The organism is Stenotrophomonas sp. YJH_SMC_6 (assembly GCF_059371335.1).
In genome coordinates, this window is the sequence record NZ_JCAFUM010000001.1 from 111,308 (window position 1) to 138,064 (window position 26,757).

General features: G+C 67.5%; 28 protein-coding genes. 7 read left to right on the top strand and 21 right to left on the bottom strand.

The features are described 5' to 3' along the window. Positions 1-29: 29 nt before the first annotated feature. The 13 genes from AC5P9N_RS00625 to AC5P9N_RS00685 form a co-directional block, all read right to left on the bottom strand. Positions 30-431, bottom strand: a complete 402-nt coding sequence (locus AC5P9N_RS00625; protein WP_164212557.1) for a hypothetical protein — start codon at positions 429-431, stop codon at positions 30-32. A 164-nt stretch (positions 432-595) separates the two neighbouring features. Next, positions 596-1,273 (bottom strand): Fe2+-dependent dioxygenase, encoded by a 678-nt coding sequence (locus AC5P9N_RS00630; protein ID WP_049430447.1) that lies wholly within the window; start codon positions 1,271-1,273, stop codon positions 596-598. Between the two features lie 10 nt (positions 1,274-1,283). Continuing rightward, positions 1,284-2,003: a tetratricopeptide repeat protein gene (locus AC5P9N_RS00635; protein WP_099484950.1), complete on the bottom strand. Its 720-nt coding sequence runs from the start codon at positions 2,001-2,003 to the stop codon at positions 1,284-1,286. Positions 2,004-2,071: 68 nt separating this feature from the next. Continuing rightward, positions 2,072-4,378: a TonB-dependent receptor gene (locus AC5P9N_RS00640; protein ID WP_099484951.1), complete on the bottom strand. Its 2,307-nt coding sequence runs from the start codon at positions 4,376-4,378 to the stop codon at positions 2,072-2,074. Positions 4,379-4,530: 152 nt separating this feature from the next. Continuing rightward, a complete protein-coding gene (locus tag AC5P9N_RS00645) occupies positions 4,531-4,935 on the bottom strand; it encodes a hypothetical protein (protein WP_005408427.1) in 405 nt (134 codons plus the stop codon). Between the two features lie 201 nt (positions 4,936-5,136). Further along, the gene (locus AC5P9N_RS00650; protein ID WP_012479365.1) at positions 5,137-5,469 is read right to left on the bottom strand and encodes a non-heme iron oxygenase ferredoxin subunit; all 333 of its coding nucleotides are present in this window, start codon (positions 5,467-5,469) and stop codon (positions 5,137-5,139) included. Next, complete coding sequence (locus tag AC5P9N_RS00655) at positions 5,466-6,005, bottom strand: GNAT family N-acetyltransferase (protein ID WP_005408429.1); 540 nt, start codon at positions 6,003-6,005, stop codon at positions 5,466-5,468. Before AC5P9N_RS00655 ends, AC5P9N_RS00650 begins: the two co-directional genes overlap by 4 nt. Before the next feature lie 101 nt (positions 6,006-6,106). Next, entirely contained in the window at positions 6,107-7,363 is a 1,257-nt protein-coding gene (locus tag AC5P9N_RS00660) for a cysteine desulfurase (protein WP_099484952.1), read from the bottom strand. Further along, on the bottom strand, positions 7,360-8,622 hold the full coding sequence (sufD, locus tag AC5P9N_RS00665; protein ID WP_099484953.1) for a Fe-S cluster assembly protein SufD: 1,263 nt from the start codon (positions 8,620-8,622) through the stop codon (positions 7,360-7,362). The genes AC5P9N_RS00660 and sufD overlap by 4 nt, the downstream gene beginning before the upstream one ends. Continuing rightward, positions 8,622-9,386 (bottom strand): Fe-S cluster assembly ATPase SufC, encoded by a 765-nt coding sequence (gene sufC / locus AC5P9N_RS00670; protein WP_495223800.1) that lies wholly within the window; start codon positions 9,384-9,386, stop codon positions 8,622-8,624. The genes sufD and sufC overlap by 1 nt, the downstream gene beginning before the upstream one ends. 2 nt (positions 9,387-9,388) lie before the next feature. After that, a complete protein-coding gene (locus tag AC5P9N_RS00675) occupies positions 9,389-9,793 on the bottom strand; it encodes a hypothetical protein (RefSeq protein ID WP_005408434.1) in 405 nt (134 codons plus the stop codon). Continuing rightward, positions 9,790-11,265: a Fe-S cluster assembly protein SufB gene (sufB, locus tag AC5P9N_RS00680; protein WP_099484955.1), complete on the bottom strand. Its 1,476-nt coding sequence runs from the start codon at positions 11,263-11,265 to the stop codon at positions 9,790-9,792. The genes AC5P9N_RS00675 and sufB overlap by 4 nt, the downstream gene beginning before the upstream one ends. A gap of 17 nt (positions 11,266-11,282) precedes the next feature. Continuing rightward, complete coding sequence (locus AC5P9N_RS00685; protein ID WP_005408436.1) at positions 11,283-11,738, bottom strand: SUF system Fe-S cluster assembly regulator; 456 nt, start codon at positions 11,736-11,738, stop codon at positions 11,283-11,285. 208 nt (positions 11,739-11,946) lie between these two features. On the opposite strand from AC5P9N_RS00685, the gene AC5P9N_RS00690 reads away from it, so the two are divergent. Both AC5P9N_RS00690 and AC5P9N_RS00695 read left to right on the top strand, forming a co-directional pair. Next, on the top strand, positions 11,947-12,414 hold the full coding sequence (locus AC5P9N_RS00690) for an SET domain-containing protein (RefSeq protein WP_012479369.1): 468 nt from the start codon (positions 11,947-11,949) through the stop codon (positions 12,412-12,414). Between the two features lie 162 nt (positions 12,415-12,576). Continuing rightward, complete coding sequence (locus tag AC5P9N_RS00695; RefSeq protein WP_024956948.1) at positions 12,577-13,119, top strand: type 1 glutamine amidotransferase domain-containing protein; 543 nt, start codon at positions 12,577-12,579, stop codon at positions 13,117-13,119. A 38-nt stretch (positions 13,120-13,157) separates the two neighbouring features. On the opposite strand, the gene AC5P9N_RS00700 is transcribed toward AC5P9N_RS00695, so the two are convergent. The 4 genes from AC5P9N_RS00700 to AC5P9N_RS00715 all read right to left on the bottom strand — a co-directional run bounded on the left by AC5P9N_RS00700 (position 13,158) and on the right by AC5P9N_RS00715 (position 15,421). Next, on the bottom strand, positions 13,158-13,754 hold the full coding sequence (locus AC5P9N_RS00700; RefSeq protein ID WP_049430438.1) for a YceB family lipoprotein: 597 nt from the start codon (positions 13,752-13,754) through the stop codon (positions 13,158-13,160). Positions 13,755-13,836: 82 nt separating this feature from the next. Then, on the bottom strand, positions 13,837-14,367 hold the full coding sequence (locus AC5P9N_RS00705) for a hypothetical protein (RefSeq protein ID WP_099484956.1): 531 nt from the start codon (positions 14,365-14,367) through the stop codon (positions 13,837-13,839). 51 nt (positions 14,368-14,418) lie between these two features. After that, positions 14,419-14,727, bottom strand: a complete 309-nt coding sequence (locus tag AC5P9N_RS00710) for a DUF3861 family protein (RefSeq protein WP_005408441.1) — start codon at positions 14,725-14,727, stop codon at positions 14,419-14,421. A 295-nt stretch (positions 14,728-15,022) separates the two neighbouring features. Continuing rightward, complete coding sequence (locus AC5P9N_RS00715) at positions 15,023-15,421, bottom strand: HU family DNA-binding protein (protein WP_005408442.1); 399 nt, start codon at positions 15,419-15,421, stop codon at positions 15,023-15,025. Between the two features lie 372 nt (positions 15,422-15,793). Here AC5P9N_RS00715 and AC5P9N_RS00720 point away from each other — a divergent pair, with 372 nt between their 5' ends. Continuing rightward, positions 15,794-16,225: an OsmC family protein gene (locus tag AC5P9N_RS00720; protein ID WP_005408443.1), complete on the top strand. Its 432-nt coding sequence runs from the start codon at positions 15,794-15,796 to the stop codon at positions 16,223-16,225. Positions 16,226-16,383: 158 nt separating this feature from the next. On the opposite strand, the gene AC5P9N_RS00725 is transcribed toward AC5P9N_RS00720, so the two are convergent. Both AC5P9N_RS00725 and AC5P9N_RS00730 read right to left on the bottom strand, forming a co-directional pair. Further along, on the bottom strand, positions 16,384-17,262 hold the full coding sequence (locus AC5P9N_RS00725; protein ID WP_005412535.1) for a PhzF family phenazine biosynthesis protein: 879 nt from the start codon (positions 17,260-17,262) through the stop codon (positions 16,384-16,386). Between the two features lie 131 nt (positions 17,263-17,393). Then, positions 17,394-18,266 carry a PhzF family phenazine biosynthesis protein gene (locus AC5P9N_RS00730; protein ID WP_099484957.1) on the bottom strand — a complete coding sequence of 291 codons (873 nt, stop codon included), beginning with the start codon at positions 18,264-18,266 and terminating at the stop codon, positions 17,394-17,396. A 75-nt stretch (positions 18,267-18,341) separates the two neighbouring features. Between AC5P9N_RS00730 and AC5P9N_RS00735 the strand changes: the two genes are divergently transcribed. The 3 genes from AC5P9N_RS00735 (at position 18,342) to murD (ending at position 23,755) form a co-directional block, all read left to right on the top strand. Next, the gene (locus AC5P9N_RS00735) at positions 18,342-20,936 is read left to right on the top strand and encodes a bifunctional aspartate kinase/diaminopimelate decarboxylase (RefSeq protein WP_099484958.1); all 2,595 of its coding nucleotides are present in this window, start codon (positions 18,342-18,344) and stop codon (positions 20,934-20,936) included. A 76-nt stretch (positions 20,937-21,012) separates the two neighbouring features. Next, positions 21,013-22,365 carry a UDP-N-acetyl-alpha-D-muramoyl-L-alanyl-L-glutamate epimerase gene (gene murL / locus AC5P9N_RS00740; RefSeq protein WP_087802997.1) on the top strand — a complete coding sequence of 451 codons (1,353 nt, stop codon included), beginning with the start codon at positions 21,013-21,015 and terminating at the stop codon, positions 22,363-22,365. Beyond that, positions 22,346-23,755: a UDP-N-acetylmuramoyl-L-alanine--D-glutamate ligase gene (gene murD / locus AC5P9N_RS00745; protein ID WP_099484959.1), complete on the top strand. Its 1,410-nt coding sequence runs from the start codon at positions 22,346-22,348 to the stop codon at positions 23,753-23,755. Before murL ends, murD begins: the two co-directional genes overlap by 20 nt. 94 nt (positions 23,756-23,849) lie before the next feature. Here murD and AC5P9N_RS00750 read toward each other — a convergent pair whose 3' ends face one another. Then, positions 23,850-24,443, bottom strand: coding sequence for an SMI1/KNR4 family protein (locus AC5P9N_RS00750; protein ID WP_043034176.1), 594 nt, complete (start codon positions 24,441-24,443; stop codon positions 23,850-23,852). Between the two features lie 132 nt (positions 24,444-24,575). Between AC5P9N_RS00750 and AC5P9N_RS00755 the strand changes: the two genes are divergently transcribed. Further along, a complete protein-coding gene (locus AC5P9N_RS00755; protein WP_099484960.1) occupies positions 24,576-25,367 on the top strand; it encodes a dienelactone hydrolase family protein in 792 nt (263 codons plus the stop codon). A 188-nt stretch (positions 25,368-25,555) separates the two neighbouring features. Here the strand turns inward: AC5P9N_RS00755 and AC5P9N_RS00760 are convergent, their stop codons facing one another. Then, positions 25,556-26,554: a polyprenyl synthetase family protein gene (locus AC5P9N_RS00760; RefSeq protein ID WP_005408451.1), complete on the bottom strand. Its 999-nt coding sequence runs from the start codon at positions 26,552-26,554 to the stop codon at positions 25,556-25,558. Positions 26,555-26,757 lie beyond the last annotated feature (203 nt).

Below are 26,757 nucleotides of genomic sequence, written 5' to 3' on the forward strand. Positions count from 1 at the left end.
CCGCGCAGGCGGTCACGCGGGGCCGTGAATCAGGCGAGCGGCGGCGCCTGGCCGCGTTGCTGGCGGCGCCCGGGCGCATCGGCCCAGGGCGTGTCCGGAGCAGCCAGCGGCCAGTCCGGGCGCACGCCGGGCATGGCCGGCGTGGCGGGTACGAGTTCAAGCTCGGTGCGCAGCCATTGGCTGGCCAGCAGCAACGGCGGGCGTGCCTTCTCGGCTGATTTCACCGGAGCGGCAGCACAGCGGCGCAGCTTGGCCGGTGCCTCTTCCTGCAAGGCGCCTTCGCCGCCGCGCTCTTCCAGCGGCATCTGCACGGCCATTCCGGCCTGGCCGAGTGGCAGCAGCGGCAGGGTGCCCAGCGGCAGGGCCAGCATCGCCACCCACGCCAGCAGGCTGGCCAGCGCAGGACGCTGGCCGCGCATGGCGGTGCCCATCTTGCGATGGATGAGTGGACGAGGGCGAAGCGGGCGCAGCAAGCAGGGGTCCCCAGGGGTTTGCCGGCAGCGGCCGGCATCAACGGGGCGTGATTGTAATGAGAGCTGTTAGCTGTTGCAAATGAGAATGATTGCCAAAATTTCGCAGGCCAGCCCGACCGGGCTCAGACCTCGCTCCAGCGCCGCAGCAGGTTGTGGTACACGCCGGTCAGCTGCAGCACCGCCCCGGCGTCGCCGCCGGTCTGCCGCAGGCGCTCGATCGAGCCGTCCATTTCCCATAGCAGGCGGCGCTGCACATCGTCGCGGACCATGCTCTGCACCCAGAAGAACGAGGCCACGCGCGCGCCGGCAGTGACGGGGCGCACCTGGTGCAGGCTGCTGGACGGGTACACGATCAGGTCGCCGGCCGGCAGCTTCACTTCGTGCTCGCCGTAGGTGTCGCTGATGATCAGTTCGCCGCCCTCGTACTCGTCCGGCGCCGACAGGAACAGGGTGCAGGAAATGTCCGAACGCAGCTGTTCGCCGTTGGCCAGGTTCATCACCGCGCCATCAACATGGAAGCCATAGGTGCCGCCACCGCTGTAGCGGTTGAAGCGCGGCGGCAGGTATTTCAGCGGCAGCGCGGCGCTGAAGAACAGCGGGTGCCGGGCCAGTGCGACGAGGATGATCTCGCCCAGTTCGCGGCGCAGCGGTGAGGCCTCGGGCAGCTGCTGGTTGTGCTTGGCCTGCGCGCCCAGATGCCCCACGGTTTCGCGGCCATCGGTCCAGTCGGCGGCGTCGAGGCGGCGCCGGAAGTCGGCCACCTGGTCGGCGCTGAGAATGTCGGGGATGTGCAGCAGCATGCGGGACTCCTCAGAGGGACGGCGGTGCGACCAGGGCGCGCACCTGCGGATGCGGCGACGCGGCCAGTTCCGGCACGATGTGCGCCATGAACGCTGGGCTGCCGTGCGCCAGTGCGAGCCGCAGCCAGTGCACGGCCTGCTCGACCTGGCCGGCCTGCAGCAGGATCGAGGCGTAGTTCGCCTGGCCGCGGAAATCACCGGCTTCGGCCGCGCGCTGGTACCAGGCCAGCGCTGCCTGCGGATCGGGTGCGGTATCCAGCCCGTCTTCGAGGTGGCGGGCCAGCAGGTTCATCGATTTGGCATGGCCCAGGTGTGCGGCACGGGTGTACAGGGCCAGTGCCTGCGCGCGGTCCTGGGGCACGCCGCGGCCGGTGGCCAGCAGGTTGGCCAGGTTGTACAGGCCCCAGTCCAAGCCGGTGTCGGCCGCGCGCCGGTACCACACCGCGGCCAGCACCGGGTCGGGTGCGGTGCCCTGGCCCAGTTCGTGGCAGCGGCCCAGCATGTTCATCGCCATCGGCGCGCCGTGGTTGGCGGCGGTTTCGTACCAGAGCCGTGCCGCCGAGGCGTCCTGTGCGGTGCCTTTGCCTTCCATGTGCATCTGCGCGAGCAGCAGTTGTGCCTCGACCTGTCCGGCCTGCGCGGCGTCGCGCACGCGTGCGAAGGCAGCCTGCGGATCGTGCTGCAGCAGCTCGGCCAGAGCATCGCTGTCGATGGGGGTACGGGTTGCCATGGGGTGAGTATCGCCGGAAACAAAAACGGCGGCAGGAGAGCCTGCCGCCGTGGTGGAGCGCAGTTACATCAGAACTTCACGTTCAGTGCCAGGGTGGCCGAGCGACCCGGGGCGATGCTCGCGTAGTGCGAGGCATAGGCCTTGGTGAAGTAGGTCTTGTCGGTCAGGTTCTGCACGTTGAGCTGCAGGCTGATGTTGTCCTGGATCGCGTAGCTGGCCATCGCGTCGAAGCGGGTGTAGCTGGCAATCCACTTGGTGTTGGCGACGTCACCGTACTGCTTGTCCGAGTAGAACGCACCGGCGCCGATGGTCAGGCCGATCGGGAAGCGGTAGGTGGTCCACAGGTTCGCGCTGTGCTTGGCGGTGTTCGGGAACACGTTGCCGTTGTTCGGCGACGGCACGTAGACGTTGGACGGGCAGGTGCGGCCCACCGGTGCGCCACAGACGAAACCGTTGTCCTTCAGTTCCGAGTCCAGGTAGGTGTAGCCGCCGTACAGGCTCCAGGCATCGGTCAGCTGGCCGGTGAAGCCCAGCTCGAAGCCGTTGATTTCCTTCTTGCCGGCGTTCTGGCTGGTGCCGTTGTCGATGGTCACGCGTGCGTTGTTCATCACGGTGTGGAAGATCGCGGCAGTCAGGTTCAGGCGCTTGTCGAACAGGTCCCACTTGGTGCCCAGTTCGAGGTTCCTGGTGTCCTGCGGCTTGAGGTCGGCCACGGCGGCGCTCAGGCCGTCCGAACCGTCGCCACCGTCCATGCCCGGCGGGGTCGAGGAGGTGCCCCAGGACAGGTAGATGCTGCCGTTGGCGGCCGGCTTGAACACCACGCCGGCCTGGTAGTTCAGGAAGTCGTTGCTGTTGCGCACGCGGGTCGGTGCCTTGCCGGCCACCGGAGTGGTCAGGGTGGTACGGAAGTCGTCATAGCGCAGGCCGAGGTTGATCATCCACTGCTCATTGAGCTCGATGGTGTCGAACACGTAGGCCGAGGTGGTCTTGGTGCGCTGCTCGACGTCCAGCGCCTTGTCGCTGCGATAGACGATCTGACCGGCCGCCCACGGATCGTTCGGGTTCGGATTGTTGAAGTCGGTGCAGTTGTAGCCGGTGGCCGCGCCGGACACCTGGCAGCGAGTGCTGTTGGCGCTGTTTTCAAGGGGATTGGCGGTGCCCGGCGACATCAGGTAGCTGCCACGGGTCATCTTCTCGTCGCTGTACTCCACGCCCGCACTGTAGCTGTGCTTGAGCGCGCCGGTCTGGAACGCACCGGTCAGGCCCAGCTGGTCGGCGAAGCTCTTGACGTCGACCGCACGGGTGTTGGTGCGACGCCACAAGGTGCCGTACAGGTTGGGGTTGCCCTTGCTGTCGTCCGGCTGGGTCCACAGGTAGTCGTTGCTGGTGTTGCCCAGGCGCGCGATGTTGCGCAGCTTGTGTCCGCTGAAGTCGTAGCTGGCGTCCAGGGTGCTGATGTCGGCGCGGGTGCGCTGGAAATCACGGTCGACCAGGCCGTAGTAATTGTTGCGGTCCGGCACCATCGGGCGGCCATCACCGTTCTTGGCCACGTTAGGGCCGCTGGAGAACGGATTGCTGTAGGGGAAGCCACCCGCGTCCGGCAGGTCATCGCTCTGCATGTGGTAGTGGCTGGCGATCAGCTGCGCCGGGCCGTTCAGGCCGAACGCGATCGACGGCGCGATGCCCCAGCGGCTGACGTTGGCGGCGTCGCGGCCGGCGATGTCCGACTCGTGCTTCATCAGGTTCAGGCGGGCGGCGATGCCGTCGCCCAGCACGTAGTTGGCGTCCACGGTGCCGCGCGCGTAGCTGTCGGTGCCGATGCCCATGCTGGCGCTGGTCTCGTTCTTCAGCTTCGGCGTCTTGCTCACCAGGTTCAGGCTGCCACCACCGGAGTCACGGCCGCCGTAGGCCGAGCTCGGGCCCTTGACCACTTCCACCTGCTCCAGGTCGAAGATCTCGCGGGTCTGCGAGCCGACGTCGCGCAGGCCGTCGACGAACACGTTGCTCTGCGAATCGAAGCCACGGATGAAGGGGCGGTCGCCGGTCGGGTTGCCGCCTTCGCCGGCACCGAAGGTGATGCCCGGCACCATGCGCAGCGCATCCTGCAGGTTGGTCGCACCGGTTTCGGCGATCAGCTTCTCCGACACGATCGACACCGACTTCGGGGTGTCCAGCAGCTCGGCGGTGAACTTCGGCGAGGACGGGTTGAACCAGCTGCCGCGCACCTGCACCTTGTCCAGCTCGGTGGCGTTGCGGGAACCGGCGTCGGCGCCGTCGGCAGCCTGCGCAGCCAGCGGAGCAAAGCCCGCGGCCAGGGTGGCGGTGGCGAGCAGGGAAACGCGCGGGGCGTGCTTGCGGGACGTGATGTGGGTCATGGCGGTGGGTAGTGGCTTGGATCGGGAAAGGGCGAGCGCGAGCCGGCGCAGATGGGCATGCGGCGACAGGCGGGAAGTGGGTGCTGTAGAGCCGAGCCAGGCTCGGCTGGCGGGAAACGCAATCAGGCGCACGGCAACGGCCGCAGGGCGCCTCAGCTGGCGTGCGGTGCGGGCGGTGCGTGGCCGGGGTTCAACCGCAGCGCGGGATCATGCAACTGCCAGCGCAGGGCATCGGAGCGCCACAGCGGGATACGCGCGACCAGAGCGGCGCGTGCAGGGACCAGACCGGTGCAGGGCGAGGTGCCCTCGCCATCGAACGGAGGCTCCGGTGCTGGTGCGGCGTGCTGCGGGCATTCGTCGGCTGGCGGTTGCGGCAGCGGCATCGCCTGCAGCAGATCTTCAGCGTGTGCCTGCCAGCCGTGCGCGGCCGGATCGCCGCCACGCCCCTCGTGCAAGGCCGACCAGCCCAGCAGCAACGTCAGCAGCACGGCCACGAGCAGTGGCCACCCTTGGCGGGCGAGCTGGCACAGCGTGGCGGTGGGCGCGGGCGAAGCCATGGCGCAGGGTCGATGTCGTTACGAAGATGTTACGTAGAATAACATCAACGATAATGATTCGCATATGCGCAATCGGGTTGCCGATCTGGATGGCCTGGAAGGGCCTTGGAGGGCCCCTCAGCGTACTCCAGTGGATCCGCCCCATGGGTGGATGCTCTCCCGCGAGGCGCCCTCTGGGGGCTCTCCGGGCCGAGCGCCGCCTCAATCCCGGTCGTCGCGGGTCCAGACCGCGTCGTGCTCGCGCTTCACCGGGAACTTGGGCACCGGGGTATAGGCCGGGGCACACAGGGCGCGGCCATCGCGCACGTCGAAGCGCGCGCCGTGCAGCACGCACTCCACGCTGCCTTCGGTCGTGTTGAACTCGCCCGAGGACAGTTCGAACTCTTCATGCGTGCACTGGTCTTCCAGTGCGTACAGCTCGCCGTCGAGGTTGAATACCACGATCGGCGTGCCGGTCACTTCGTCGAACACGCTCTTCATTTCACCCGGCAGCAGCTCGTTGCCGGCACAGACAAAGGTCCAGGCCTCGCTCACGCGGCGGCTCCGTTCAGCGGCTTTTCCAGGATCTCGAAGCGCAGGTCGTCGCGCTTGGGGATGCCGAAGCGTTCGTCGCCATACGGGAACGGCTTCTTGATGCCGGTACGGCTGTAGCCGCGGCGCTCGTAGAAGGCGATCAGCTCGTCGCGCACGTCGATGACGGTCATCTGCATCACCGGTACGTTCCATTCGCGCGCGGCGTGTGCTTCGGCGGCGTCCATCAGCTGCTTGCCGACGCCGCCGCCCTGCTGGGCCGGATCGACCGAGAACATGCCGAAGTAGCCCTTGCCGTCGACATCGGCGACGTGGGCGCAGGCCACCAGCTGGTCCCCGCGCTCGGCCAGCAGGATGGTGGAGCGCGGGCGGTCGAGGTCGGCCTGGATGCCTTCGGCGTCGATGCGGGCGCCATCCAGCAGGTCGGCTTCGGTGGTCCAGCCAACGCGGCTGGCGTCGCCACGGTAGGCCGAGGTGACGAGGGCGATCAGGGCGGGGATGTCGGCCGGCGTGGCGGCGCGGAAGGTCAGGGTGCTCATGGCCCCATTCTAGGTGGGGCGTGGGCGGGCGCAAATGGGGGAGCGGCGTGGGGTCAGAGCCCTTTCGCTGGGCGAAAGGGCTCTGACCCCGTCTGCCGGGCTCAGCCCAGTAGCTTGCGTACCTTGGTCAGCGCGGTCATGAACCGCTCGATCTCGGCGTGCGTGTTGTAGAACGCCAGCGAGGCACGGCAGGTTGCCGCCACGCCGAAGTACTGCAGCAGCGGGTGCGCGCAGTGCTGGCCTGACCGCACGGCCACGCCTTCCAGGTCGAGCAGGGTTGCCAGGTCGTGGGCATGCGCGCCGTCGATCAGGAACGAGACCACGGCGGCCTTCTCCGGTGCTTCGCCGATGATGCGCAGACCGTCGACGCGGCGCAGCTCTTCGGTGAAATGCGCCAGCAGTTCAGCCTCGCGTGCTTCCACGTTCTCCTGGCCAAGCTGCTGCAGGTAGTCGGCGGCCACGCCCAGGCCGATGAAGCCGGCGATGTTCGGGGTGCCGGCTTCGAACTTGTGCGGGGCATCGTTGAACACGGTGCCGCCGAAGCTGACTTCCTTGATCATCTCTCCGCCGCCAAGGAACGGCGGCATCGCGTCCAGGTGCTCGCGGCGGGCCCACAGCGCACCGGTGCCGGTCGGACCACACATTTTGTGGCCGGTGATGGCGTAGAAGTCACAGCCGATCGCGGCCACGTCGACCTTGCGGTGCGGCACGGCCTGCGAGCCATCAACCACGGTGATGATGCCGCGCTTGCGCGCTTCACGGCAGATCTCGCGCACCGGGTTGACCGTGCCCAGCACGTTGGACACGTGGGTGACCGCCAGCAGCTTGACCTCCGGGGTCATTGCCGCGCGCAGCGCATCCAGATCGAGTGCGCCGTCAGGCGTGATCTCGGCCACGCGGATGGTGGCGCCGGTACGCTGTGCGACCAGCTGCCACGGCACGATGTTGGCGTGGTGTTCCATGCGCGTGATCAGGATCACGTCGCCGGCCTTCAACCGCGGCAGGGCCCACGAATACGCCACCAGGTTGATGGCGAAGGTAGTGCCGCTGCACAGCACCAGGTCGCTGGGGCGCACGTTGAGGAAGCGCGCCAGCGTGTTGCGCGCGCCTTCGTAGGCGTCGGTGGCTTCGCTGCCCAGTGCATGCACCGCGCGGCTGACGTTGGCGTTGTAACGGCGGTAGAACTCGTCCACCGCGCCGATCACCTGCACCGGCTTCTGGCCGGTGTTGGCATTGTCGAAATAGACCAGCGGCTTGCCGTGCACTTCACGCATCAGCAGCGGGAAGTCGAGGCGGACGCGCTCCCAATCGGGCGCGCCGGTGCGTTCTTCGATCGGGCGCGGGGTGGACAGGTTCATGCCACACCCGCCTCGGCCAGGGCCTTGTCCAAACGGCGTGCCAGCTGCTCGCGCAGGGCTTCCGGCAGGATCTTCAGCGGCTCGTGGCAGAACGCGGCGCTCAGCAGTGCCTGCGCCTGTGCCTGCGGCAGGCCGCGCGAGCGCAGGTAGAACAGCGCGTTGGCATCGAGCTGGCCGACGGTGGCGCCATGCGCGGCCTTCACTTCATCGGCGTCGATGACCAGCGTCGGCTGGGTATCGATCTCGGCGTCGGTCGACAGCAGCAGGTTCTTGTTGGACAGGTTCGCATCGGTGCCGTCGGCGCCTTCGCGGATCTGGATGCCACCATGGAACACCACGCGGCTGCGGTTGGCGGCAACGCCACGCCACAGCAGCTCGCAACTCGTATCGCGCGCGATGTGGTCGATGCCCAGGCGGGTCTCGACGTGGCGGCGGCCATTGCCGAGCAGCACGCCGTTGGCGGTCAGCTGGGCATTGTCGCCTTCCAGGCGCACGTTCAGTTCGTGGCGGCTGAGTGCTGCGCCCAGTTCCAGGTCGACGCGGTGGTACTGCGCGTCGCGGGCCAGCACCGCGTCGGTACGCAGGAAGCTGGTCTGGCGCGCGCTGCCGGCCTGCACGCGGGCGTGCTTGAGCACGGCATCGCGGGCTACATGGGCGTGCAGCACGGTGTTGTCCAGGTGCGCCGAATCGCCGACGCTGAGGCGGTGCTCGACCACGCCCAGGCTGGCGCCGGCACGCAGGTCGATCAGGTGGCGGTGGTGCCAGGCCAGGTCGGTATCGCCGGCGACGCTGGCGAACACCAGCTGTAGCGGCGCTTCCACCTGCACGCCTTCTTCCACGCGCATCACCACGCCTTCATCGGCCAGCGCGGCATTCAGGCGGGCGAAGATCTCTTCGCTGCGCTCGTAGCGGCGGCCAAGGAAACGCACGGCGTCTTCGCCGGAGGCCAGTGCGGCCGACAGCGGCTGCAGCTGCACGCCGGCCGGCAGGCTCTGCACATCGCTCAGCACGGCATCCAGGCGGCCGTTGACGAACACCAGGCGCGGTGCCGGGATGTCCTCCAGCAGCGCGGCGTCCAGCGCCGGGCCCTGCAGCGGTGCAGCCGCGAACGCACGGCGTTCCAGCTGGCGCAGCGAGGTGTACTTCCAGGCTTCGTTGCGCGCGGCCGGCAGGCCGTCACGCAGGGCCGCGTCCAGCACTTCGCGGCGCGCGTCGCTGCCGCAGAAGGCCTGGGCCATGGAGTCGAGCAGGGCGCTCATCAGACCGCCGCCTCGCGCACCACGCGATCCTTGAGGAAATCGTAGCCGTGCGCTTCCAGTTCCAGCGCCAGTTCCGGGCCACCGGTCTTGACGATGCGGCCATCGGCCAGCACGTGCACCACGTCCGGCTTGATGTAGTCCAGCAGGCGCTGGTAGTGGGTGATGACCAGGAACGAACGGTCGGCGCCGCGCAGCGCGTTGACGCCGTCGGCCACGCTCTTCAGCGCGTCGATGTCCAGGCCCGAATCGGTTTCGTCCAGGATCGCCAGCTTCGGCTCGAGCACGGCCAGCTGGAAGATCTCGTTGCGCTTCTTTTCGCCACCGGAGAAGCCTTCGTTGACGCCACGGTGCAGCAGCTCGTCCTTCAGGTGCAGCACGGCCAGCTTCTGGCGCACCAGCTTGAGGAACTGCATGGAGTCCAGTTCGTCCTCGCCACGCGCCTTGCGCTGCGCGTTCAGCGCGGCGCGCAGGAAGTAGGTGTTGTTCACACCCGGGATTTCCACCGGGTACTGGAACGCCAGGAACAGGCCGGCGGCGGCGCGCGCTTCCGGGTCCTGGTCGAGCAGGTCGCTGCCGTCGAACTGCACGCTGCCTTCGGTCACTTCATAGCCGTCACGGCCGGCCAGGACATTGCCCAGGGTGGACTTGCCGGCGCCGTTGGGGTCCATGATGGCGTGCACCTGGCCGGGCTTAACATCCAGCGACAGGCCCTTGAGGATTTCCTTGTCGCCGATGCGGGCGTGGAGGTTTTCGATCTTCAGCATGGTCATGGCTTGGTAGGTTTCGGGGCTGCGGGGGCGATGCGGACGATCTGCACCGTGCCGTTGCCGGGCTGCCCAGGTTGAGCGGGGAGGGCGGAGAAAACCACGATGATCTCTTCACCGGGTTCTTGCAGGCAGGAGACTGCGAGGGAGGCCTGTCGGATGGATTCGGCAGCGGCGCGATCCAGCTCACGGTTGCCCGAGCTCAGGCGAGCCCGGATCGCGCCGAAGCTGCCGTCCTGCCCCGTTGTCAGCACTATCGAAAATTCTTTCGGCGCGGAGATGACCGTGCTGGCGGGCAATCTGACCGGGGTGGCACCCACCAGGTCTTCGGGGGTGCAGGACGCGTTGGCCAGGGCCCAGGGCGAAAGGCCCAGCAGCAACAGTGCGGGCAAAGACGTACGCATCATCCGACGCTTCCTTCCAGCGAGACTTCCAGCAGCTTCTTGGCCTCCACCGCGAACTCCATCGGCAGTTCGCGGAACACCTGCTTGCAGAAGCCGTCGACGATCATCGACACCGCGTCTTCCTGGCTGATGCCACGGGCGCGGCAGTAGAACAGCTGGTCGTCGGAAATCTTCGAGGTGGTGGCCTCGTGTTCGACGGTGGCGCCCGGGTTCTTCACCTCGATGTAGGGGAAGGTGTGCGCGCCGCACTGCTTGCCGATCAGCAGCGAATCGCACTGGGTGTAGTTGCGCGCGCCATCGGCGTTGCGGTCCACCCGCACCAGGCCGCGGTAGGTGTTCTGGCCACGGCCGGCACTGATGCCCTTGCTGACGATCTTGCTCTTGGTGCGCTTGCCGACGTGGATCATCTTGGTGCCGGTGTCGGCCTGCTGGCGGTGATGGGTCAGCGCCACGGAGTGGAACTCACCGACCGAGTCGTCGCCGAGCAGCACGCAGGACGGGTACTTCCAGGTGATCGCCGAACCGGTTTCGACCTGGGTCCAGGTGACCTTGCTGCGCGCGCCACGGCATTCGGCACGCTTGGTGACGAAGTTGTAGATGCCGCCGACGCCGTTTTCGTCGCCCGGGTACCAGTTCTGCACGGTGGAGTACTTGATCTCCGCGTCTTCCAGCGCGACCAGCTCGACCACCGCTGCGTGCAGCTGGTTCTCGTCGCGCATCGGTGCGGTGCAGCCTTCCAGGTAGGACACGTAGGCCTTGTCCTCGCACACGATCAGGGTGCGCTCGAACTGGCCGGTGTGGCCGGCATTGATGCGGAAGTAGGTGCTCAGTTCCATAGGGCAACGCACGCCCTTGGGAATGAACACGAAGCTGCCATCGGAGAACACCGCCGAATTGAGCGCGGCGAAGTAGTTGTCGCCTACCGGCACCACGGTGCCCAGGTACTGGCGGACCAGTTCCGGATGTTCCTTGATGGCCTCGGACATCGAGCAGAAGATGATGCCCTTCTCGGCCAGTTCCTTGCGGAACGTGGTACCGACGGACACCGAGTCGAACACCGCGTCCACCGCCACGCCTGCCAGCTTGGCACGCTCGTGCAGCGGCACGCCGAGCTTGTCGTAGGTGTCGAGCAGTTCCTTTGGCACGTCATCCAGCGAGGCGTACTTCGGGCCCTTGGGCGCGGAGTAGTAGCTGAGCGCCTGCAGGTCGATCGGCGCGATCTCCAGCTTGGCCCAGTCCGGCATCGGCATGGTCAGGAAGTGGCGGTAGGCGTCCAGGCGCCACTGCGTCATCCACTCCGGCTCGTCCTTCTTGGCCGACAGGGCACGGATGGTGTCCTCGTCCAGGCCCGGCGGCAGGGAGTCCGATTCGATCTCGGTGATGAAGCCGGCCGAATACTTGCGGCCGAGCTGCTCGTGGATCTCGCGGTTGGGGGTGTCGTCGTGGGCGACGTTTTCGATGCTTTCGGTGGCCATGGGGGGCTGCCTGTGGATCAGGAGACGACGTCGACAGCGATGGTGCGGCGCTGTTCGTCATCGGCAAGGGGAAGAGGGGGCAGGATCTGGGCGAGGGTGACATCGCGCAGGGCCTCGGAGACCACGTCGTTGATCAGCCGCCAGCTGCTGCGCGCGCCGCACTTGGGCGCCATGCCGCACTGGTGGTGGTCGTGGCTGCATTCGGTCAGGGCCAATGGCCCTTCCATCGCTTCGACCACTTCGAACAGCGAGATCTCGATGGCCGGGCGGGTCAGGCGGTAGCCGCCACGGACACCGCGCAGGCCTTCGACCAGGCCGGCCTGCGCCAGCGGCTTGAGCACCTTGCTGACGGTGGGCGGCTCTAGGCCGGTGAATTCGGCCAGCTCAGTGGCACTGAGCACCTCGCCCGGACGGGCGGCAAGCACGGTCAGCACCACGGTGGCGTAATCGGTGAGCTTGGTGACACGCAACATGGGAATGCGAGCGGTTCTTAAAGCGGACTGAAATTGTACGCTTTTATTCGCCGGCATCCAACCCGGGCATTCAGCCGGCGCTGGGACGGACCGGGACGACGCACCGGGGCCACCGCCGGGGCGCCATGCTGCGCCAACGGGGTGATTTTCGCAATCACCCGGAATGGGCGAGAATCCCGGTTCCATCCGCTGCAAACAGCCCGTGCCGATGCCGAAGAAGATCCAAGCCCGCAAGTCCGCCATCCATGGCAACGGCGTGTTCGCCGTGGCCCCGATCAAGCAGGGCGAGCGCGTGATCCAGTACAAGGGCCTGCTGCGCAGCCACGGCGACGTTGATGCCGATGACAGCGGCGACGTTGAAAGCGGCCATACCTTCCTGTTCACCCTCAACGATGACTGGGTGATCGATGCCAACTACAAGGGCAACGATGCGCGCTGGATCAACCACAGCTGCGATCCGAACTGCGAGGCGGTGATCGAGGAAGACGAGGACGGTGACAGCCGTGGCGACAAGGTGTTCATCGAGGCGCTGCGTGACATCAAGGCCGGCGAAGAGCTGACCTACAACTACGGCATCACCCTGGCCGAGCGTCACACCGCCAAGCTGAAGAAGATCTGGGAGTGCCGCTGCGGCTCGCCCAAGTGCACCGGCACCATGCTGCAGCCCAAGCGCTGACCGGTACCGCGTAGTGCCGGCCGCTGGCCGGCAAGGCGCAATCCAGGTGCCGGCCAGCGGCCGGCACCACCCGGAGGCTCTCCACCTGCCGTGCACGGCAGGGTCACCGCCGTGCAAGGGCCGTTCTTCCATTCTGTCGGCACCCCCAACCGGAGTGCACCCATGGCAGAACGATTGAAGGGCAAGCAGATTGCCATCCTTGCCACCCACGGCTTTGAACAGTCCGAACTGACCGAACCCAAGCGTCTGCTGGAAGCCGAAGGCGCGCGCGTCAGCGTCGTGTCGCCTGCAAAGGAGGCGACGATCAAGGGCTGGAAAGAGAAGAACTGGGGCGACGCCGTTGCAGTGGATATTCCGCTGGATGAGGCCGATCCGGCCAGCTTCGATGCCCTGGTGCTGCCGGGAGGGGTCATCAATCCGGACACGCTGCGTACCGACGAGGCTGTACTCGGCTTCGTCCGCGCAGTAGACGAAGCCGGCAAGCCTGTGGCGGCGATCTGCCATGGCCCGTGGCTGCTGATCAACAGTGGCCTCGCCGATGGCCGCGAGCTGACGTCCTGGCCGTCCCTCCAGCAGGATCTGACCAATGCGGGGGCGAACTGGCGCGATGCCGAGGTCGTGGTCGACGGCAACGTGATCACCAGCCGCAAGCCGGACGACATCCCAGCCTTCAGTGAGGCGGTGGTCAAGGCACTCGCCGCCTGATGCGCTGCCGGTAGTGCCGGCCGCTGGCCGGCACCACCTTACTTGCCCAGCACGCCTGCCGGCACCAGGTTGCCCAGGTTCTGGTTGAAGGTGACCACCAGCTTGCCGTTCTTCACCTGTGCCGATTGCACCTGCAGCGCGCCAAGCACGCCGGCCACGGCCGGGTCCAGCTTGTAGATCGGCTCCCGCTGGGCGTAGTCGCTCAGCCAGGCGTTTAGCAGGCCACGGGTACGGGAGTCGAGACGACCGCCCTGGTTGGCCGGTGTGAAGTCATCCACGCTCGGCTGCTGCAGGTGGAATCCCTGGGTCTGCGCGTCGTAGCGCAGGCCGCTGCTGAGCTTCACCGTACCCAGTTTGGCCGGATTGCCACCGGCAGTGGCCAGTGCCACGTCCATGCCAAGGTTCAAGCGCTCGCCGGCCGGGAGGCTCAGCTGGGGGTGGCTCATGGTGAGGGCGATCAGTCCACCCAACGCGTCCTGGGTGCGCGGGAAGCTGCCATCGAGATACTGCTGCACATCGCTGGCGCCGACCGACAGTTCGCGGCCGGAAATGGATGGGGCGGCCTGCGCGCCAATCGCGGCGGCGATCAGCACGGTGGAGGCGGCGACGCGGGTCATCAGGGAACGCAGGCGCATGGCGGTGACCGCTGGACTGGGAAAGGATGGAGGAAAGAGTAGCCGGGACGGCTGAATCGCGCGTGCATGCCGCTGCAACGGTTCAGTCCAGCGTTGGCCGCAGTTGCGCCGATTGGATCTGCCAGCCGCGGCCATCAGCACTGGGCTGCACGCGGTACCAACCGCCGAAGCGGAAGGTGCCTTGCGTGGTGACCGCGCGGATCCGCACCGGCACCTCCAGCAGCTTGGGAGGATGCTGGCCGTCGCGTGCCACCGGGGGCTCGCTGTCCAGCCGCAGCGTACGCGCGCCCTGCAGCTGGCGTATGGCAGCGTCATCTGCGCGGTGCGGGTCGGCCGGTGGAATCGCCCATGCCGCGTCGCTGGCGCTGCGGTTGCGGTTGAGCAGCGCGATCACGTAGCGGTTGAGCATCACCGATGGTGGTTGGGCGTCGGCAGCGACCGCAGCGAACAGCGGATCGATCGCCGGTGTCTGCAGGGACGCCGCTTCGGTGCTGGTAATGCCCTGCGTTCCGGCGCTGGCGACAGCCGGCGCTGGCGCAACATCAGGCGCTGCCGCAGGCCTGGAGCAGCCGAGCAGCGCCAGGGGCACGATCAGGAAAAGCGTCCTGCGCATGCCTCCTCCCCGAGGCGATGTGGGGGAGACAGTGTATCGGCTGCGCGGGAATCAGCGGGAGGAGGGCAACTGCTCCAGCGCATCCAGTGCCGGCAGCACCTGCCCGGCGATGGCGGCCAACGCATGTCCATCGGTCTCTGCGTGGCGCTGCACGATGTCGCGCAGCAGCTGGGTGGCGATCACCAGGGTCGCGCGTTCATCACCGCTGATGCCAGCGGTGCGTGGCGCCGCTTCCAGCAGGCGCATCAGGTCGCGGCTGGCGCGATGCTCCAGTTCGATGGTGCAGCGCCCGGTGCACTGCAACCCGTCCTTTTCGATGGGGGTCACCGAGATCCGGTAGCGGGTGGAGGGGCTGGCCATGAGGGGATGCTCGCCGTAGCTGTGGAGGATGTGCCCACCTTAGGCAAGGCCGTGCCCGGCGGCGATGGCCGGGGCTGCACGCAGTGTTCCACCCGGTACGTTCCAGGGCCTGCCCAGGCCGCGCCTGGCTAATGGCGACGGGCTTGAACGGGGATTTTCCAGTATGCGGCAACGCTGTGTTGCGGATGCCCCGGGGCGGCGCATCCACGCGTGGCGTGGACCTGCTGCCGGGAACGTGCAAAAGAAAACGGGACGGCCAGAGCCGTCCCGTCGGAATCCGCGTTGGGGCGCGCCCTTACAGCGCGGCGTCCTTCAGCTTCTTCAGCGGACGCACCTTCAGCTTGGTGGTGGCCGGCTTGGCAGCGAACCACTGCTCTTCCTTGGTGAACGGGTTGATGCCCTTGCGCTTCGGCTTGGCCGGCACATTGACGGTGGTGATCTTCAGCAGGCCCGGCAGGGTGAAGGAGCCAGCGCCCTTCTTGTGCACCGAGGAGGCAACGGCGCTTTCCAGCGAGGCCAGCACAGCGCGGACGTCCTTGGCGACGACGCCGGAGGCTTCAGCGATGTGTGCAACCAGGCCGGACTTGGTCAGCACTTCCTTGATCGGCTTCGGAGCGGCCGGCTTGGCGGCTGCCTTCGTCGCGACTTTCTTCACTGCCTTCTTCGGGGCAGCCTTCTTAGCGGTCTTTGCCATGGTTTCCTGTTCCGTGAACGGTTGGTTGTTTGGTCGGCGCCGAACCCCGTCGGCAAGCGCAATGTAGGGCAACTCTTGGGCGCCGCCAATAGCCCGAAGCGCGGAAAGTGCATGTTTTTTCATATCCAGGCCGATTCAGTACATGGCGCGCCGTGGGGGACGGGGGTGTGGCAACGCACGCTACGGCCCACGCCCGCCCATCAGCGGAATGCGCGAAACCACTGAAAACAAGAGAAAAATGCGTTTCCGGCTGGTGAGAAAGTGTCCACGCGCCGGGTTCGGAAGGCGACCTGCGGCGTGCGGCGGAGCGACGCAGGGCTAACGCCTCCCGTGCGAGGGTGACCGTTCATCACCGTCACGCAGGAGCAGCACATGGGAATCTCGCGACACGCCACCGCGCACTGGGAAGGCGATCTGAAGTCGGGCAAGGGGCAGCTGAGCACGCCGCAGAGCGGGCTGCTGGACAAGACACGCTACGGCTTCAACAGCCGTTTCGGCGACGAAAAGGGCACCAACCCGGAAGAGCTCATCGCTGCTGCGCACGCCGGTTGCTTCACCATGGCGCTGTCGGCCAAGCTCGGCGAAGCCGGCTTTACCCCGACCTCGCTGGATACCGAAGCCAAGGTCGATCTGTCATTGGAGGGCGGCCCGCAGCTGTCGCAGATCCGGCTGAAGGTGAAGGCAGTGGTGCCGGGTATCGATGCGACGCAGTTCCGTGCGATTGCCGATGACGCCAAGCAGAACTGCCCGGTGTCCAAGGCGCTGAGCGCGGTGCCGATCAGCCTGGAAGCCGAGCTGGGCTGAGGGTAGTGCCGGCCGCTGGCCGACAACCGCATGATGTCGAGGTCCAGGTGACAGCCGGCCAGCGTTATGGCGGCCTTCCTGGCCGCCACCCTCCGGGCCGTCGCGTCCGACGTTGGCAGTGGCTCCTGCCGCTGCCTTCGGCTCCACCTCGATGGTGTTTACCAATCGATGGTGCCGCTGATCACCGTCTGCACCTGGCCGCCCGACCAGACCTCGCCGTCCTGGTCGACCAGCAGGGTCAGGCGCGCGTCGTGGCCGACTTCGCGGCCCTGGCTGACTTCAAACGGCGTCCGTCCACGCGGCAGCGCGTCACGCAGGTCCAGCCACGCGGCCAGCACCGCATTGGCCGCACCCGAGGCGGCGTCCTCGAAGCGGCGTCCATTGCCGACGAAGGCACGTACGGCCAGGTCGAAACCCTCGCTGCCATCGCTGAAGGCATAGGCGAACACGCCCATGCTGTCGGTGGATTCAGCCAGTGCGGCCACTGCATCCCAGTCTGGCTGCAGCGCGCGCAATGCGGCCTCGTCGGCCACCTGCACCACCCACCAGCTGCGGCCGCCCTGCATGCGTGCCGGCGGCAGTGTGCCCAGCGGCCAGTCCTTCAGCGCGGCCTGCAGGCGCGGATCGGTGGCCTCAGCGGTTTCGGCCAGCTGCGCGCGCGGGGTGCGGATGGCGATGCGCTGCTGCGTACCCTCACCGCTGACGCGCAGCGGCAGGGCACCGGCAATGCCGTCCTGCACCAGCACACCGTCGACCACTGCGGCCAGGCCCGCCTGCAGCACCGCATGCGCGGTGCCGACGCTGGGGTGGCCCGCGAACGGAACTTCCTTCTGCGGGCTGAACATGCGCAATCGATAGCTGGCGCCCGGCACCTGCGGCGGGAACACGAAGGTGGTTTCGGGCAGGCGCGTCCAGCGCGCGATGGCCTGCATGCTGGCGTCGTCCAGGCCCTCGGCATCGAGTACCACGGCCAGCGGATTGCCAGCGCCGGCGCGCGGGGAGAACACGTCCAGCTGCAGGAAACGGCGGGTGGTCATCAGGCGGCACTCCAGTAAACAGGCCGCATAGCGTAGCGCGGGGCACCAAAAAGGGGACGGAGGGAATTAAGTCGCTTTTGCCTCATGTGCCATAAGCGACTTAATTCCCTCCGTCCCCTTTTCTCCGTGGGCTACCAGCGGATGCTGCCGTCGATCACGCACTGCACCTGGCCGCCGATCCACACCGTGCCCTGCGCATCAACCTCGACCTGTACGCGACCATCGCGGCCGACTTCGCGGCCCTGGCTGGCGACGTAGCGGCCCTCGCGGCCGGGCAGGGCATTGCGCTGGCGCAGCCAGGCACCGATCAGCGCATTGGCGCTGCCGGTCACTGGATCCTCGGGCACGGCGGCCGCATCAGCGGGGCAGAAGGCGCGCACCACCCGGGTATGGTCGTCGCCGGCCTCGTCGGCGAACACGGCCACACCGGTCGCGTCGGTGGCGAGGCTCCAGTCGGCCAGCGTGGCCATGTCCGGCACAAGGTTGCGTACGGCGGCGGCATCGCGCAGCGGCAACAGCCACCAGCGTGCGCCGTTGTCCCACAGTTCGGGCACGTGCCCGCTGTCGGCCAGCGCCAGCAGCGCTTCGGGCGCTCCGTCGGCCGCTGTGTCCAGCCGCCGCGCCGGTGGGCTGGCCAGCTGGATCTGCAGTGCCTCGGCCGGGCCGCTCACCCGTACCGGCAGCAACCCCGCCGCGCATTGCTGCAGCAGGGCACGGTCGTGCGGGTGCGCCAGGCCGCAGGTCACCGCCGCCCAGGCGGCGCCGACGCTGGGGTGGCCGGCGAAGGCCAGCTCGCGGGACGGGGTGAAGATGCGGATGTGGTAGTCGGCGCCCGGCGTGCTGGGGCGCAGGAAGAACACCGTCTCGGACAGGTTCAGCCAGGCGGCCAGGGCCTGCATCTGGCTGCTGGAGAGCCCGTCGGCGTCCAGGATGACGCCCAGCGGGTTGCCGGTGCCGGGGCGGGGGGCGAAGACATCGAGCTGCAGGTAACGGAGGACGGCCATCTACGGGGATATTGCGCTTAGAATCAAAGGTTCCGCCCCCGAGGGCGGCTTCCCCACATTCTACATAGCCAATCCATGTCAGCTTCCCCCCTTGTCGATCGTTGGATCGTACTGAAGTTCGGCGGCACCTCGGTGTCGCGTCGTCACCGCTGGGACACGATCGGGAAGCTGGCGAAAAAACGCGCGGAAGAGACCGGCTCGCGCGTGCTGGTGGTGGTGTCGGCGCTGTCCGGGGTCACCAACGAACTGACCGCGATCGCCGATGGCGCGCCCGACAGCCGGGACCGCGTGGCGGCGCTGGTCGAACGCCACGAGGCCTTCCTGGTTGAACTCGGCCTGGGCCGCGAGGTGCTGGCCGATCGCCTCGCCGCGCTGCAGGGCCTGCTCGACGACGCGCGTGCAGCCACCCGTCCGCTCGACTGGCAGGCCGAAGTGCTGGGCCAGGGCGAGCTGCTGTCCTCCACCCTGGGTGCGGCCTACCTGCGCGCTTCGGGCCTGGACATGGGCTGGATGGATGCCCGCCAGTGGCTGGACGCGATGCCGCCGCAGCCGAACCAGAGCGACTGGTCGCAGCGCCTGTCGGTGAACTGCCAGTGGCGTGCCGACGCGGAATGGATGCAGCGCTTCCGTGCGCAGCCGACCCGCCTGCTGATCACCCAGGGCTTCATCTCGCGGCATGCCGATGGCGGTACCGCCATCCTCGGCCGCGGCGGCTCGGATACCTCGGCGGCGTACTTCGGCGCGTTGCTGGGTGCCAGCCGCGTGGAGATCTGGACCGATGTGCCGGGCATGTTCAGTGCCAACCCGAAGGATGTGCCGGACGCGCGCCTGCTGACCCGCCTGGACTATTACGAGGCGCAGGAAATCGCCACCACCGGCGCCAAGGTGCTGCACCCGCGCTCGATCAAGCCGTGCCGCGATGCCGGCGTACCGATGGCCATCCTCGATACCGAGCGCCCGGAACTGCCCGGCACCAGCATCGACGGCAGCGCCGCGCCGGTACCAGGGGTGAAGGCGATCAGCCGCCGCAACGGCATCGTGCTGGTGTCGATGGAAGGCATCGGCATGTGGCAGCAGGTCGGCTTCCTGGCCGATGTGTTCAATCTGTTCAAGAAGCACGGCCTGTCGGTGGACCTGATCGGTTCGGCCGAAACCAACGTCACCGTGTCGCTGGATCCGTCCGAGAACCTGGTCAATACCGATGTGCTGGCCGCGCTGTCGGCCGACCTGTCGCAGATCTGCAAGGTGAAGGTGATCGTGCCGTGCGCGGCGATCACCCTGGTTGGCCGTGGCATGCGTTCGCTGCTGCACAAGCTGTCGGACGTGTGGGCCACCTTCGGCCGCGAGCGCGTGCACATGATCTCGCAGTCGTCCAACGACCTGAACCTGACCTTCGTCATCGACGAGGCCGATGCCGATGGCCTGCTGCCGGTGCTGCACGCCGAGCTGATCGACAGCGGCGCGATGCCGGTGGAAGAGACCGAAGTGTTCGGCCCGCGCTGGCGCGAGATCGCCGGCACCGTGCGCCCGCGTGGCACGCCGTGGTGGCGGGGCCAGCGTGCGCACCTGCTGCAGCTGGCCGATGCCGGTACGCCGCGCTACGTCTACCATCTGCCGACGGTGCGCGCCCGCGCCCGCGCGCTGGCCGCGATCAAGCCGATCGACCAGCGCTACTACGCGATCAAGGCCAACAGCCACCCCGCCATCCTGCAGCTGCTGGAAGCCGAAGGCTTCGGCCTGGAGTGCGTGTCGCATGGCGAACTGAAGCATGTGTTCCAGCACCTGCCGGAACTGTCGCCCAAGCGCGTGCTGTTCACTCCCAGCTTCTGCCCGCGCAGCGAGTACGAAGCCGCATTCGCGCTGGGCGTGACGGTGACGGTCGACAACGTCGAGGCACTGCAGCGCTGGCCGGACCTGTTCCGCAACCGCGAGCTGTGGCTGCGCGTCGACCTGGGCCGTGGCGAAGGCCACCACGCCAAGGTCCGTACCGGTGGCAAGGACTCCAAGTTCGGCCTGCCGATCGCCCGTGTCGATGAGTTCGTGCGCGCAGCCACCGATCTGGGCAGCCGCGTGGTCGGCCTGCACGCGCACCTCGGCAGCGGCGTGGAGACCGCGCAGCACTGGCGCCTGATGTGCGATGAGCTGGCAGGTTTCGCCCGCCGCATCGGCAGCGTGCAGACCATCGACATCGGCGGCGGCCTGCCGATTCCGTATTCCGCCGAGGACGAGCCGTTCGACCTGGATGCCTGGGCCGAGGGCCTGGCCGAGGTCAAGGCGCTGCATCCGGCATTCCGCCTGGCGATCGAGCCGGGCCGCTACCTGGTGGCCGAATCCGGCGTGCTGCTGACCCACGCCACCCAGGTGGTGGAAAAGGACGGCGTGCGCCGCGTCGGCCTGGATGCCGGCATGAACGCACTGATGCGCCCGGCCCTGTACGACGCCTGGCACGACATCGAGAACCTCAGCCGCCAGGGTGGGTATGCCGAGGCGGCGTTCGATGTGGTCGGCCCGATCTGCGAATCCAGCGATGTGTTCGGCAAGCGCCGCAAGCTGCCGGTGTCGACTGCGCCGGACGACGTGATGCTGATCGCCGATGCCGGCGCCTACGGCTATTCGATGGCCAACACCTACAACCAGCGGATGCTGCCGCGCGAAGACGTGATCGAATGATCGCCGCGCGCGCCCTGCACCCGCCCACCGACACGCCGCGCGCCATCGCGCGGGCCCGTGCCTGACCGGATACACCATGACTGCTTTCGACAAACACCAGGTTTCCCGCTTCCGCTTCGTCCGCTGCGAATTCGCCGCAGAGACCGGCGTGGCCAAGCTGGTCTATGCCTTTGATGACGGCCCGGAGATGGTGGAAACCATCACCGTGCCGGGCGCCCCTTTCGTGCTGGACGAGGCGCGTGCCGCCGCCGTGCAGCGTGCGCTGCAGCTGCTGCACCTGATCGCCGGTGTCAGCTACTACAAGGCGGGCGTGCCGGAGACGGTCAGCATCGACAGCTACAGCATCGATGCCGATACCGCCGCACTGGTGGAGACCATTTACCTCAACGGCCTGGGCGAATTCGCCTACCGCAATGGCCTGAACCTGCGCGGCCGCTTCCGGTTGCCGGTGCAGGGCGAGGCCGTGCAGGCGCCGTCGCTGGGCCTGCAGCCGCACGCGCTGGTGGCCATCGGCGGCGGCAAGGATTCGCTGGTCAGCATCGAAGCGCTGCGCCTTGCCGGCGTGGACGAGACCGTGACCTGGATCGGTGGCTCGCAGCTGATCCGTGCGTGCGCCGAGCGCACCGGCCTGCCGACATTGAACCTGGGCCGCACGCTGGCACCTGAACTGTTCGAGTTGAATCGCCAGGGCGCATGGAACGGCCATATCCCGGTGACGGTGGTGAACTCGGCGATCATGGTGCTGGCCGCGTTGCTGCACGGCGTGGACCAGGTGGTGTTCTCCAACGAGCGCTCGGCCAGCTACGGCAGCCAGATTCCAGGCACCGGCGAAGTGAATCATCAGTGGTCCAAGGGCTGGGCCTGCGAGCAGGCGTTCGGCAGCCATGTGCAGAAGCACGTGGCGGCGGACCTGCAGTACTACTCGCTGCTGCGCCCGATGTCCGAGCTGGCGGTGGCCCGCCAGTTCGCCAAGAGTGACTTCTACGACGCGCATTTCTCCAGCTGCAACCGCAACTTCCACATCCTCGGCGAGCGCCCGGTGAACCGCTGGTGCGGCGTCTGCCCGAAGTGCCATTTCGTGTTCCTGGCACTGGCCCCGTTCATGCCCAAGACGCGCCTGGTGCGCATCTTCGGCCGCAACCTGCTGGATGATGCCGAGCAGGCCGGTGGCTTCGATGCGCTGCTGGAATTCCAGGACCACAAGCCGTTCGAGTGCGTGGGCGAAGGCCGCGAATCGCGTGCGGCGATGGCGACCCTGGCGCAACGCCCGGAGTGGAAGGAAGACGTGCTGGTGAAGCGCTTCTGCAACGAGATCCAGCCGCAGCTGGATGCCGCCGAACTGGAACTGGCACCGCTGCTGCAGCTGCAGGGCGAGCACCGCGTTCCGGCTGCGCTGTGGGAACGGGTGCGTGAAGATTTCGAAGCTTGAAGGAAAGCGCGTTGCGCTGTGGGGCTGGGGCCGTGAGGGCCGCGCCGCGTTTGCGGTGCTGCGTGAGCGCCTGCCCTCGCTGCCGCTGAGCCTGTTCTGCCCGGCGGCCGAAGTCGAGGCCGCGCGTGCGGAAACGCAGGGCGTGCTGGACGTGCGTGGTGAGCCTTCCGCTGAAGCGCTGGCCGCGTTTGACGTGGTGATCAAGTCTCCCGGCATCAGCCCCTACCAGCCAATCGCGTTGGCGGCGGAAGGGCAGGGCACCCGCTTCATTGGTGGCACCGCGCTGTGGTTCGCCGAACACGCGGCCGACGATGGCATCGTGCACGACACCGTGTGCGTGACCGGTACCAAGGGCAAGAGCACCACCACCGCGCTGGTCGCGCACCTGCTGCGTGCCGCCGGCCACCGTACCGGCCTGGTCGGCAACATCGGCCTGCCGCTGCTGGAAGTGCTGGACCCGCAGCCCGCGCCTGAGTACTGGGCGGTGGAACTGTCCAGCTACCAGACCGGCGAAGTGGCACGCAGTGGCGCCCGCCCGCAGGTGGCGGTGGTGCTGAACCTGTTCCCGGAACACCTGGACTGGCACGGCAGCGAACAGCGTTACATCGACGACAAACTGCGGCTGGTGACTGAAGCCGCACCGCGCATCGCCGTGCTCAATGCCGCCGATCCGCACCTGGCCGCGCTGTCGCTGCCCGACAGCGAAGTGGTCTGGTTCAACCAGCTGCAGGGCTGGCACATGCGCGGCGACATCGTGCATCGCGGTGAGCAGGCCGTGTTTGATACCCGCAACACGCCGCTGCCGGGCCGCCACAACCGTGGCAACCTGTGTGCGGTGCTGGCCGCGCTGGAAGCGCTGGGGCTGGATGCCGCGGCGCTTGCGCCGGCGGTGCAGGACTTCCGTCCGCTGCCCAACCGCCTGCAGCGCATCGGCGTGGCCGATGGCCTGACCTACGTCAACGATTCGATCAGCACCACGCCGCATGCCAGCCTGGCTGCGCTGGAGTGCTTCGCCGGCCAGCGCATCGCGCTGCTGGTGGGCGGGCACGACCGTGGCCTGGACTGGACCGATTTCATGCAGCACATGGCGCACGACGTGCCGCCGGTGGAGATCGTGACCATGGGCAGCAACGGCCCGCGCATCCACGCCATGCTGCAGCCGCTGGCCGATGCCGGTCGCTTCGGTCTGCATGCGGCCTGTGACCTGCCCGAAGCGATGGCGTTGGCACGCGCCGCGCTGGGTGCGCAGGGCGGGGTGGTGCTGCTGTCTCCGGGTGCGCCGAGCTTTGGTGCGTACCGCGATTACGTGGCGCGTGGCCGTCATTTCGCCGAGCTGGCCGGATTCGACCCGGACAGCATCAGCGCGATTCCGGGGTTGGGCATCGCCTGAGGGGGCGGATCCCTTTCCGCAGGAAAGGGCTCTGACCCCAACGGGATTCTGGCCGGCAACCCTCCGGAGAAATCCATCCACGCATGGCGTGGATCTACTGCTCCTCGTCGATGAACGCGTAGCCGCCGTCGATCAATTGCTGCAGATACGCATCGAAGCTGGGGGCGATCACCGCATAGCTGTCCGGATCGTGCAGGTAGCGCACCACCTGGCCGACGGTGCCGCCCGGTGCGGGATTGAAATCCAGGTACAGCATCGACGTGCCGCCGTTGTTCATGCAGTGCGAGAAGCACAGGCGGCGGTTCATCGGCAGATCCGCGTCGATGCCTTCACCCAGAATCTCCGGCTCGTCATCCAGCCACTCTTCGTAGATGGAACGGATGCTGTCGTCCCATTGCTGCTGGTCCTCGAAGATCTGCGCGACCGAACGCAGGTAGTACGGGTAGCCGCCGTCTTCCACGTCCGACCCGAGCATCAGCACGCAGACCCCGCCGCCGGGGTACTCGCGGAAATGGGTGCCATCCACGCGGGACAACAGTTCCACCAGGCTGTCAGGCACCTGCGGCCATTGCATGCGCAGGCGCTGCAGGTCTTGTGCGCTGGCGCCCTGGACGTGAGCCCATTGCGGGGCATCGTCGGCAGGCAGGCGTGGGATCAGGCCAGACAGAAAGCGGTCAACAAGGTTCATGCGAAAAAGGGGACGGAGGGGATTAAGTCGTATCCAACCACACCTGCGTCACGTCGCCAATGCAGAATGCGACGCGGGAGGGGCGAATACGGCTTAATCCCCTCCGTCCCCTTTTTCTCGCGGAGCAGGCGCATGATTCGTTGGCGATGCGGTGTGGCGGTGATGCTGGGGCTGGCGGCGATGCCGGCGTGGGCGGCGATGAAGACCCAGCCGGTGGAGTGGAAACACCAGGGCACGACCTTCAGTGGCGTGCTGGTCTATGACGATGGCGAGCACGAGAAGCGTCCGGGCCTGGTGATGGTGCCGAACTGGAAGGGTGTGAACGAGTCGGCCATCGAGAAGGCCAAGCAGCTGGCGGGCGATGATTACGTGGTGCTGGTGGCCGATGTGTACGGCAAGGGCGTGCGGCCGAAGACCGATGCCGAGGCCGGGCCGGTGGCGACCAAGCTGCGCAACGACCGGCCGTTGCTGCGGGCACGTGCGCTGGAAGCGGTGAACGTGCTCAAGGCGCAGGCCGGCAGGGTGCCGCTCGATGCCAGCCGGATCGGTGCGGTGGGCTTCTGCTTTGGCGGCACCACGGTGCTGGAACTGGCCCGTGCCGGTGCGCCGTTGGCCGGTGTGGTCAGCCTGCACGGTGGGTTGGGTTCACCGCTGCCGGCGCAGGCCGGTGGCAGTCACCCTTCGGTGCTGGTGCTCAATGGTGCCGACGACAGGAGCGTGACCGCCGAGGATATCGCCGGTTTCCAGAGGGAAATGAACGCGGCCAAGGTCGACTGGGAGTTCACCAACTACAGCGGGGCGGTGCACTGCTTCGCCGAGCGCGATGCCAACAGCCCGCCGGGGTGCCAGTACAACGAGCGGGCGGCCAAGCGCGCGTGGAAGGCGCTGGATGAGTTCTTCGAGGAGCGCTTCGAGAAACGTTGATCCGCGCAGCGGTAGTGCCGGCCGCTGGCGGGCAACCTCATGATGCTGCGGATGTCATCGGGAATGCCGGCCAGCGGCCGGCACTACCGGATGCGCTCAATGCGGGCGTTCCCGTGCCGACCAACGGTCGGCACCCACCGGAATGCCGGTGGGTGGGTGCCGACCGTTGGTCGGCATACCTCAACCCATCAATGCGAACGCTGCACCGCGTAGCGGGCCAGGCCGCGCAGGGCCGCCACGGCGTCGTTGTCGCCCAGACCATCGAGCGCACGCTCGGCGGCTTCGGCATATTCCTCGGCACGCGCGCGGCTGTACTCCAGGCCGCCGGTAGCACGGATCGCGGCCAGCACTTCCGGCATCGCCGAAGCGTCGCCGTCCTGCACGATGGTGCGCAGGCGTTCGCGGGTGGCGTCGTCGGAGTGGGCCATCGCGTGGATCAGCGGCAGCGTGGCCTTGCCCTCGGCGAGGTCGTCGCCCAGGTTCTTGCCCAGTTCCTCGGCATTGGCCGAGTAGTCCAGCACGTCGTCGGCGATCTGGAACGCGTAGCCCAGATGCATGCCGTAGTCGAACAGGGCCTGCTGGGTGGCTTCGTCCACGCCGCTGGCCAGCGCACCCAGGCGGGTGCCGGCGGCGAACAGAACCGCGGTCTTGCGCTCGATCACACGCAGGTAGGCGGCTTCGTCGGTGTCCGGGTTGTGCACGTGCAGCAGCTGCAGCACTTCACCCTCGGCGATGCGGTTGGTGGCGTCGGCCAGGATCTGCATCACCGGCATGCGCTCCAGCTCGACCATCAGCTGGAAGCTGCGCGAGTACAGGAAGTCGCCGACCAGCACGCTGGGCGCGTTGCCCCACAGCGCGTTGGCGGTGCTGCGGCCACGGCGCAGGCTGGATTCGTCCACCACGTCATCGTGCAGCAGGGTGGAGGTATGGATGAACTCGATGATCGCCGCCAGCTGGTGGTGTTCCGGGCCGGCTTGGCCGACCGCGTGGCCGGCCAGCATCACCAGCATGGGGCGCAGGCGTTTGCCGCCGGCGGAAATGATGTGGTCGGCGATCTGGTTGATCAGCACGACGTCCGAGGACAGCCGGCGCCGGATCAGGGCGTCGACGGCGGCCATGTCGGCCGCGGCAAGCGACTGGATCTGGGGCAGGCCCAGGGCGGGACGGGTGTCTTCGGTGATGGTCATGCGATCAGGCTTTCAGGCTCACCACTGATTATAGGCGCTGGCCGTGAATTCGGGCGCAAACCGGCCCGCGCGGCAATTCCAGCCCGGCCTGCGCGGCTCTCCGCGTGAATACGTATGCAGGTTGCGCCATGCCCGCGAGGCCGCCGCTAAGCTTGCCGGAACAGGATTTCGGCCCGCTACTGGCGGGTCCCGCATGCCCGGAG

Bases quoted from the DNA above. Each gene is read 5' to 3' on its own strand.
- AC5P9N_RS00625 (WP_164212557.1), bottom strand. From the start codon at position 431: ATGGGCACCGCCATGCGCGGCCAGCGTCCTGCGCTGGCCAGCCTGCTG.
- AC5P9N_RS00630 (WP_049430447.1), bottom strand. From the start codon at position 1,273: ATGCTGCTGCACATCCCCGACATTCTCAGCGCCGACCAGGTGGCCGAC.
- AC5P9N_RS00635 (WP_099484950.1), bottom strand. From the start codon at position 2,003: ATGGCAACCCGTACCCCCATCGACAGCGATGCTCTGGCCGAGCTGCTG.
- AC5P9N_RS00640 (WP_099484951.1), bottom strand. From the start codon at position 4,378: ATGACCCACATCACGTCCCGCAAGCACGCCCCGCGCGTTTCCCTGCTC.
- AC5P9N_RS00645 (WP_005408427.1), bottom strand. From the start codon at position 4,935: ATGGCTTCGCCCGCGCCCACCGCCACGCTGTGCCAGCTCGCCCGCCAA.
- AC5P9N_RS00655 (WP_005408429.1), bottom strand. From the start codon at position 6,005: ATGAGCACCCTGACCTTCCGCGCCGCCACGCCGGCCGACATCCCCGCC.
- AC5P9N_RS00660 (WP_099484952.1), bottom strand. From the start codon at position 7,363: ATGAACCTGTCCACCCCGCGCCCGATCGAAGAACGCACCGGCGCGCCC.
- sufD (WP_099484953.1), bottom strand. From the start codon at position 8,622: ATGAGCGCCCTGCTCGACTCCATGGCCCAGGCCTTCTGCGGCAGCGAC.
- sufC (WP_495223800.1), bottom strand. From the start codon at position 9,386: ATGCTGAAGATCGAAAACCTCCACGCCCGCATCGGCGACAAGGAAATC.
- AC5P9N_RS00675 (WP_005408434.1), bottom strand. From the start codon at position 9,793: ATGATGCGTACGTCTTTGCCCGCACTGTTGCTGCTGGGCCTTTCGCCC.
- sufB (WP_099484955.1), bottom strand. From the start codon at position 11,265: ATGGCCACCGAAAGCATCGAAAACGTCGCCCACGACGACACCCCCAAC.
- AC5P9N_RS00685 (WP_005408436.1), bottom strand. From the start codon at position 11,738: ATGTTGCGTGTCACCAAGCTCACCGATTACGCCACCGTGGTGCTGACC.
- AC5P9N_RS00690 (WP_012479369.1), top strand. From the start codon at position 11,947: ATGCCGAAGAAGATCCAAGCCCGCAAGTCCGCCATCCATGGCAACGGC.
- AC5P9N_RS00695 (WP_024956948.1), top strand. From the start codon at position 12,577: ATGGCAGAACGATTGAAGGGCAAGCAGATTGCCATCCTTGCCACCCAC.
- AC5P9N_RS00700 (WP_049430438.1), bottom strand. From the start codon at position 13,754: ATGCGCCTGCGTTCCCTGATGACCCGCGTCGCCGCCTCCACCGTGCTG.
- AC5P9N_RS00705 (WP_099484956.1), bottom strand. From the start codon at position 14,367: ATGCGCAGGACGCTTTTCCTGATCGTGCCCCTGGCGCTGCTCGGCTGC.
- AC5P9N_RS00710 (WP_005408441.1), bottom strand. From the start codon at position 14,727: ATGGCCAGCCCCTCCACCCGCTACCGGATCTCGGTGACCCCCATCGAA.
- AC5P9N_RS00715 (WP_005408442.1), bottom strand. From the start codon at position 15,421: ATGGCAAAGACCGCTAAGAAGGCTGCCCCGAAGAAGGCAGTGAAGAAA.
- AC5P9N_RS00720 (WP_005408443.1), top strand. From the start codon at position 15,794: ATGGGAATCTCGCGACACGCCACCGCGCACTGGGAAGGCGATCTGAAG.
- AC5P9N_RS00725 (WP_005412535.1), bottom strand. From the start codon at position 17,262: ATGACCACCCGCCGTTTCCTGCAGCTGGACGTGTTCTCCCCGCGCGCC.
- AC5P9N_RS00730 (WP_099484957.1), bottom strand. From the start codon at position 18,266: ATGGCCGTCCTCCGTTACCTGCAGCTCGATGTCTTCGCCCCCCGCCCC.
- AC5P9N_RS00735 (WP_099484958.1), top strand. From the start codon at position 18,342: ATGTCAGCTTCCCCCCTTGTCGATCGTTGGATCGTACTGAAGTTCGGC.
- murL (WP_087802997.1), top strand. From the start codon at position 21,013: ATGACTGCTTTCGACAAACACCAGGTTTCCCGCTTCCGCTTCGTCCGC.
- AC5P9N_RS00750 (WP_043034176.1), bottom strand. From the start codon at position 24,443: ATGAACCTTGTTGACCGCTTTCTGTCTGGCCTGATCCCACGCCTGCCT.
- AC5P9N_RS00755 (WP_099484960.1), top strand. From the start codon at position 24,576: ATGATTCGTTGGCGATGCGGTGTGGCGGTGATGCTGGGGCTGGCGGCG.
- AC5P9N_RS00760 (WP_005408451.1), bottom strand. From the start codon at position 26,554: ATGACCATCACCGAAGACACCCGTCCCGCCCTGGGCCTGCCCCAGATC.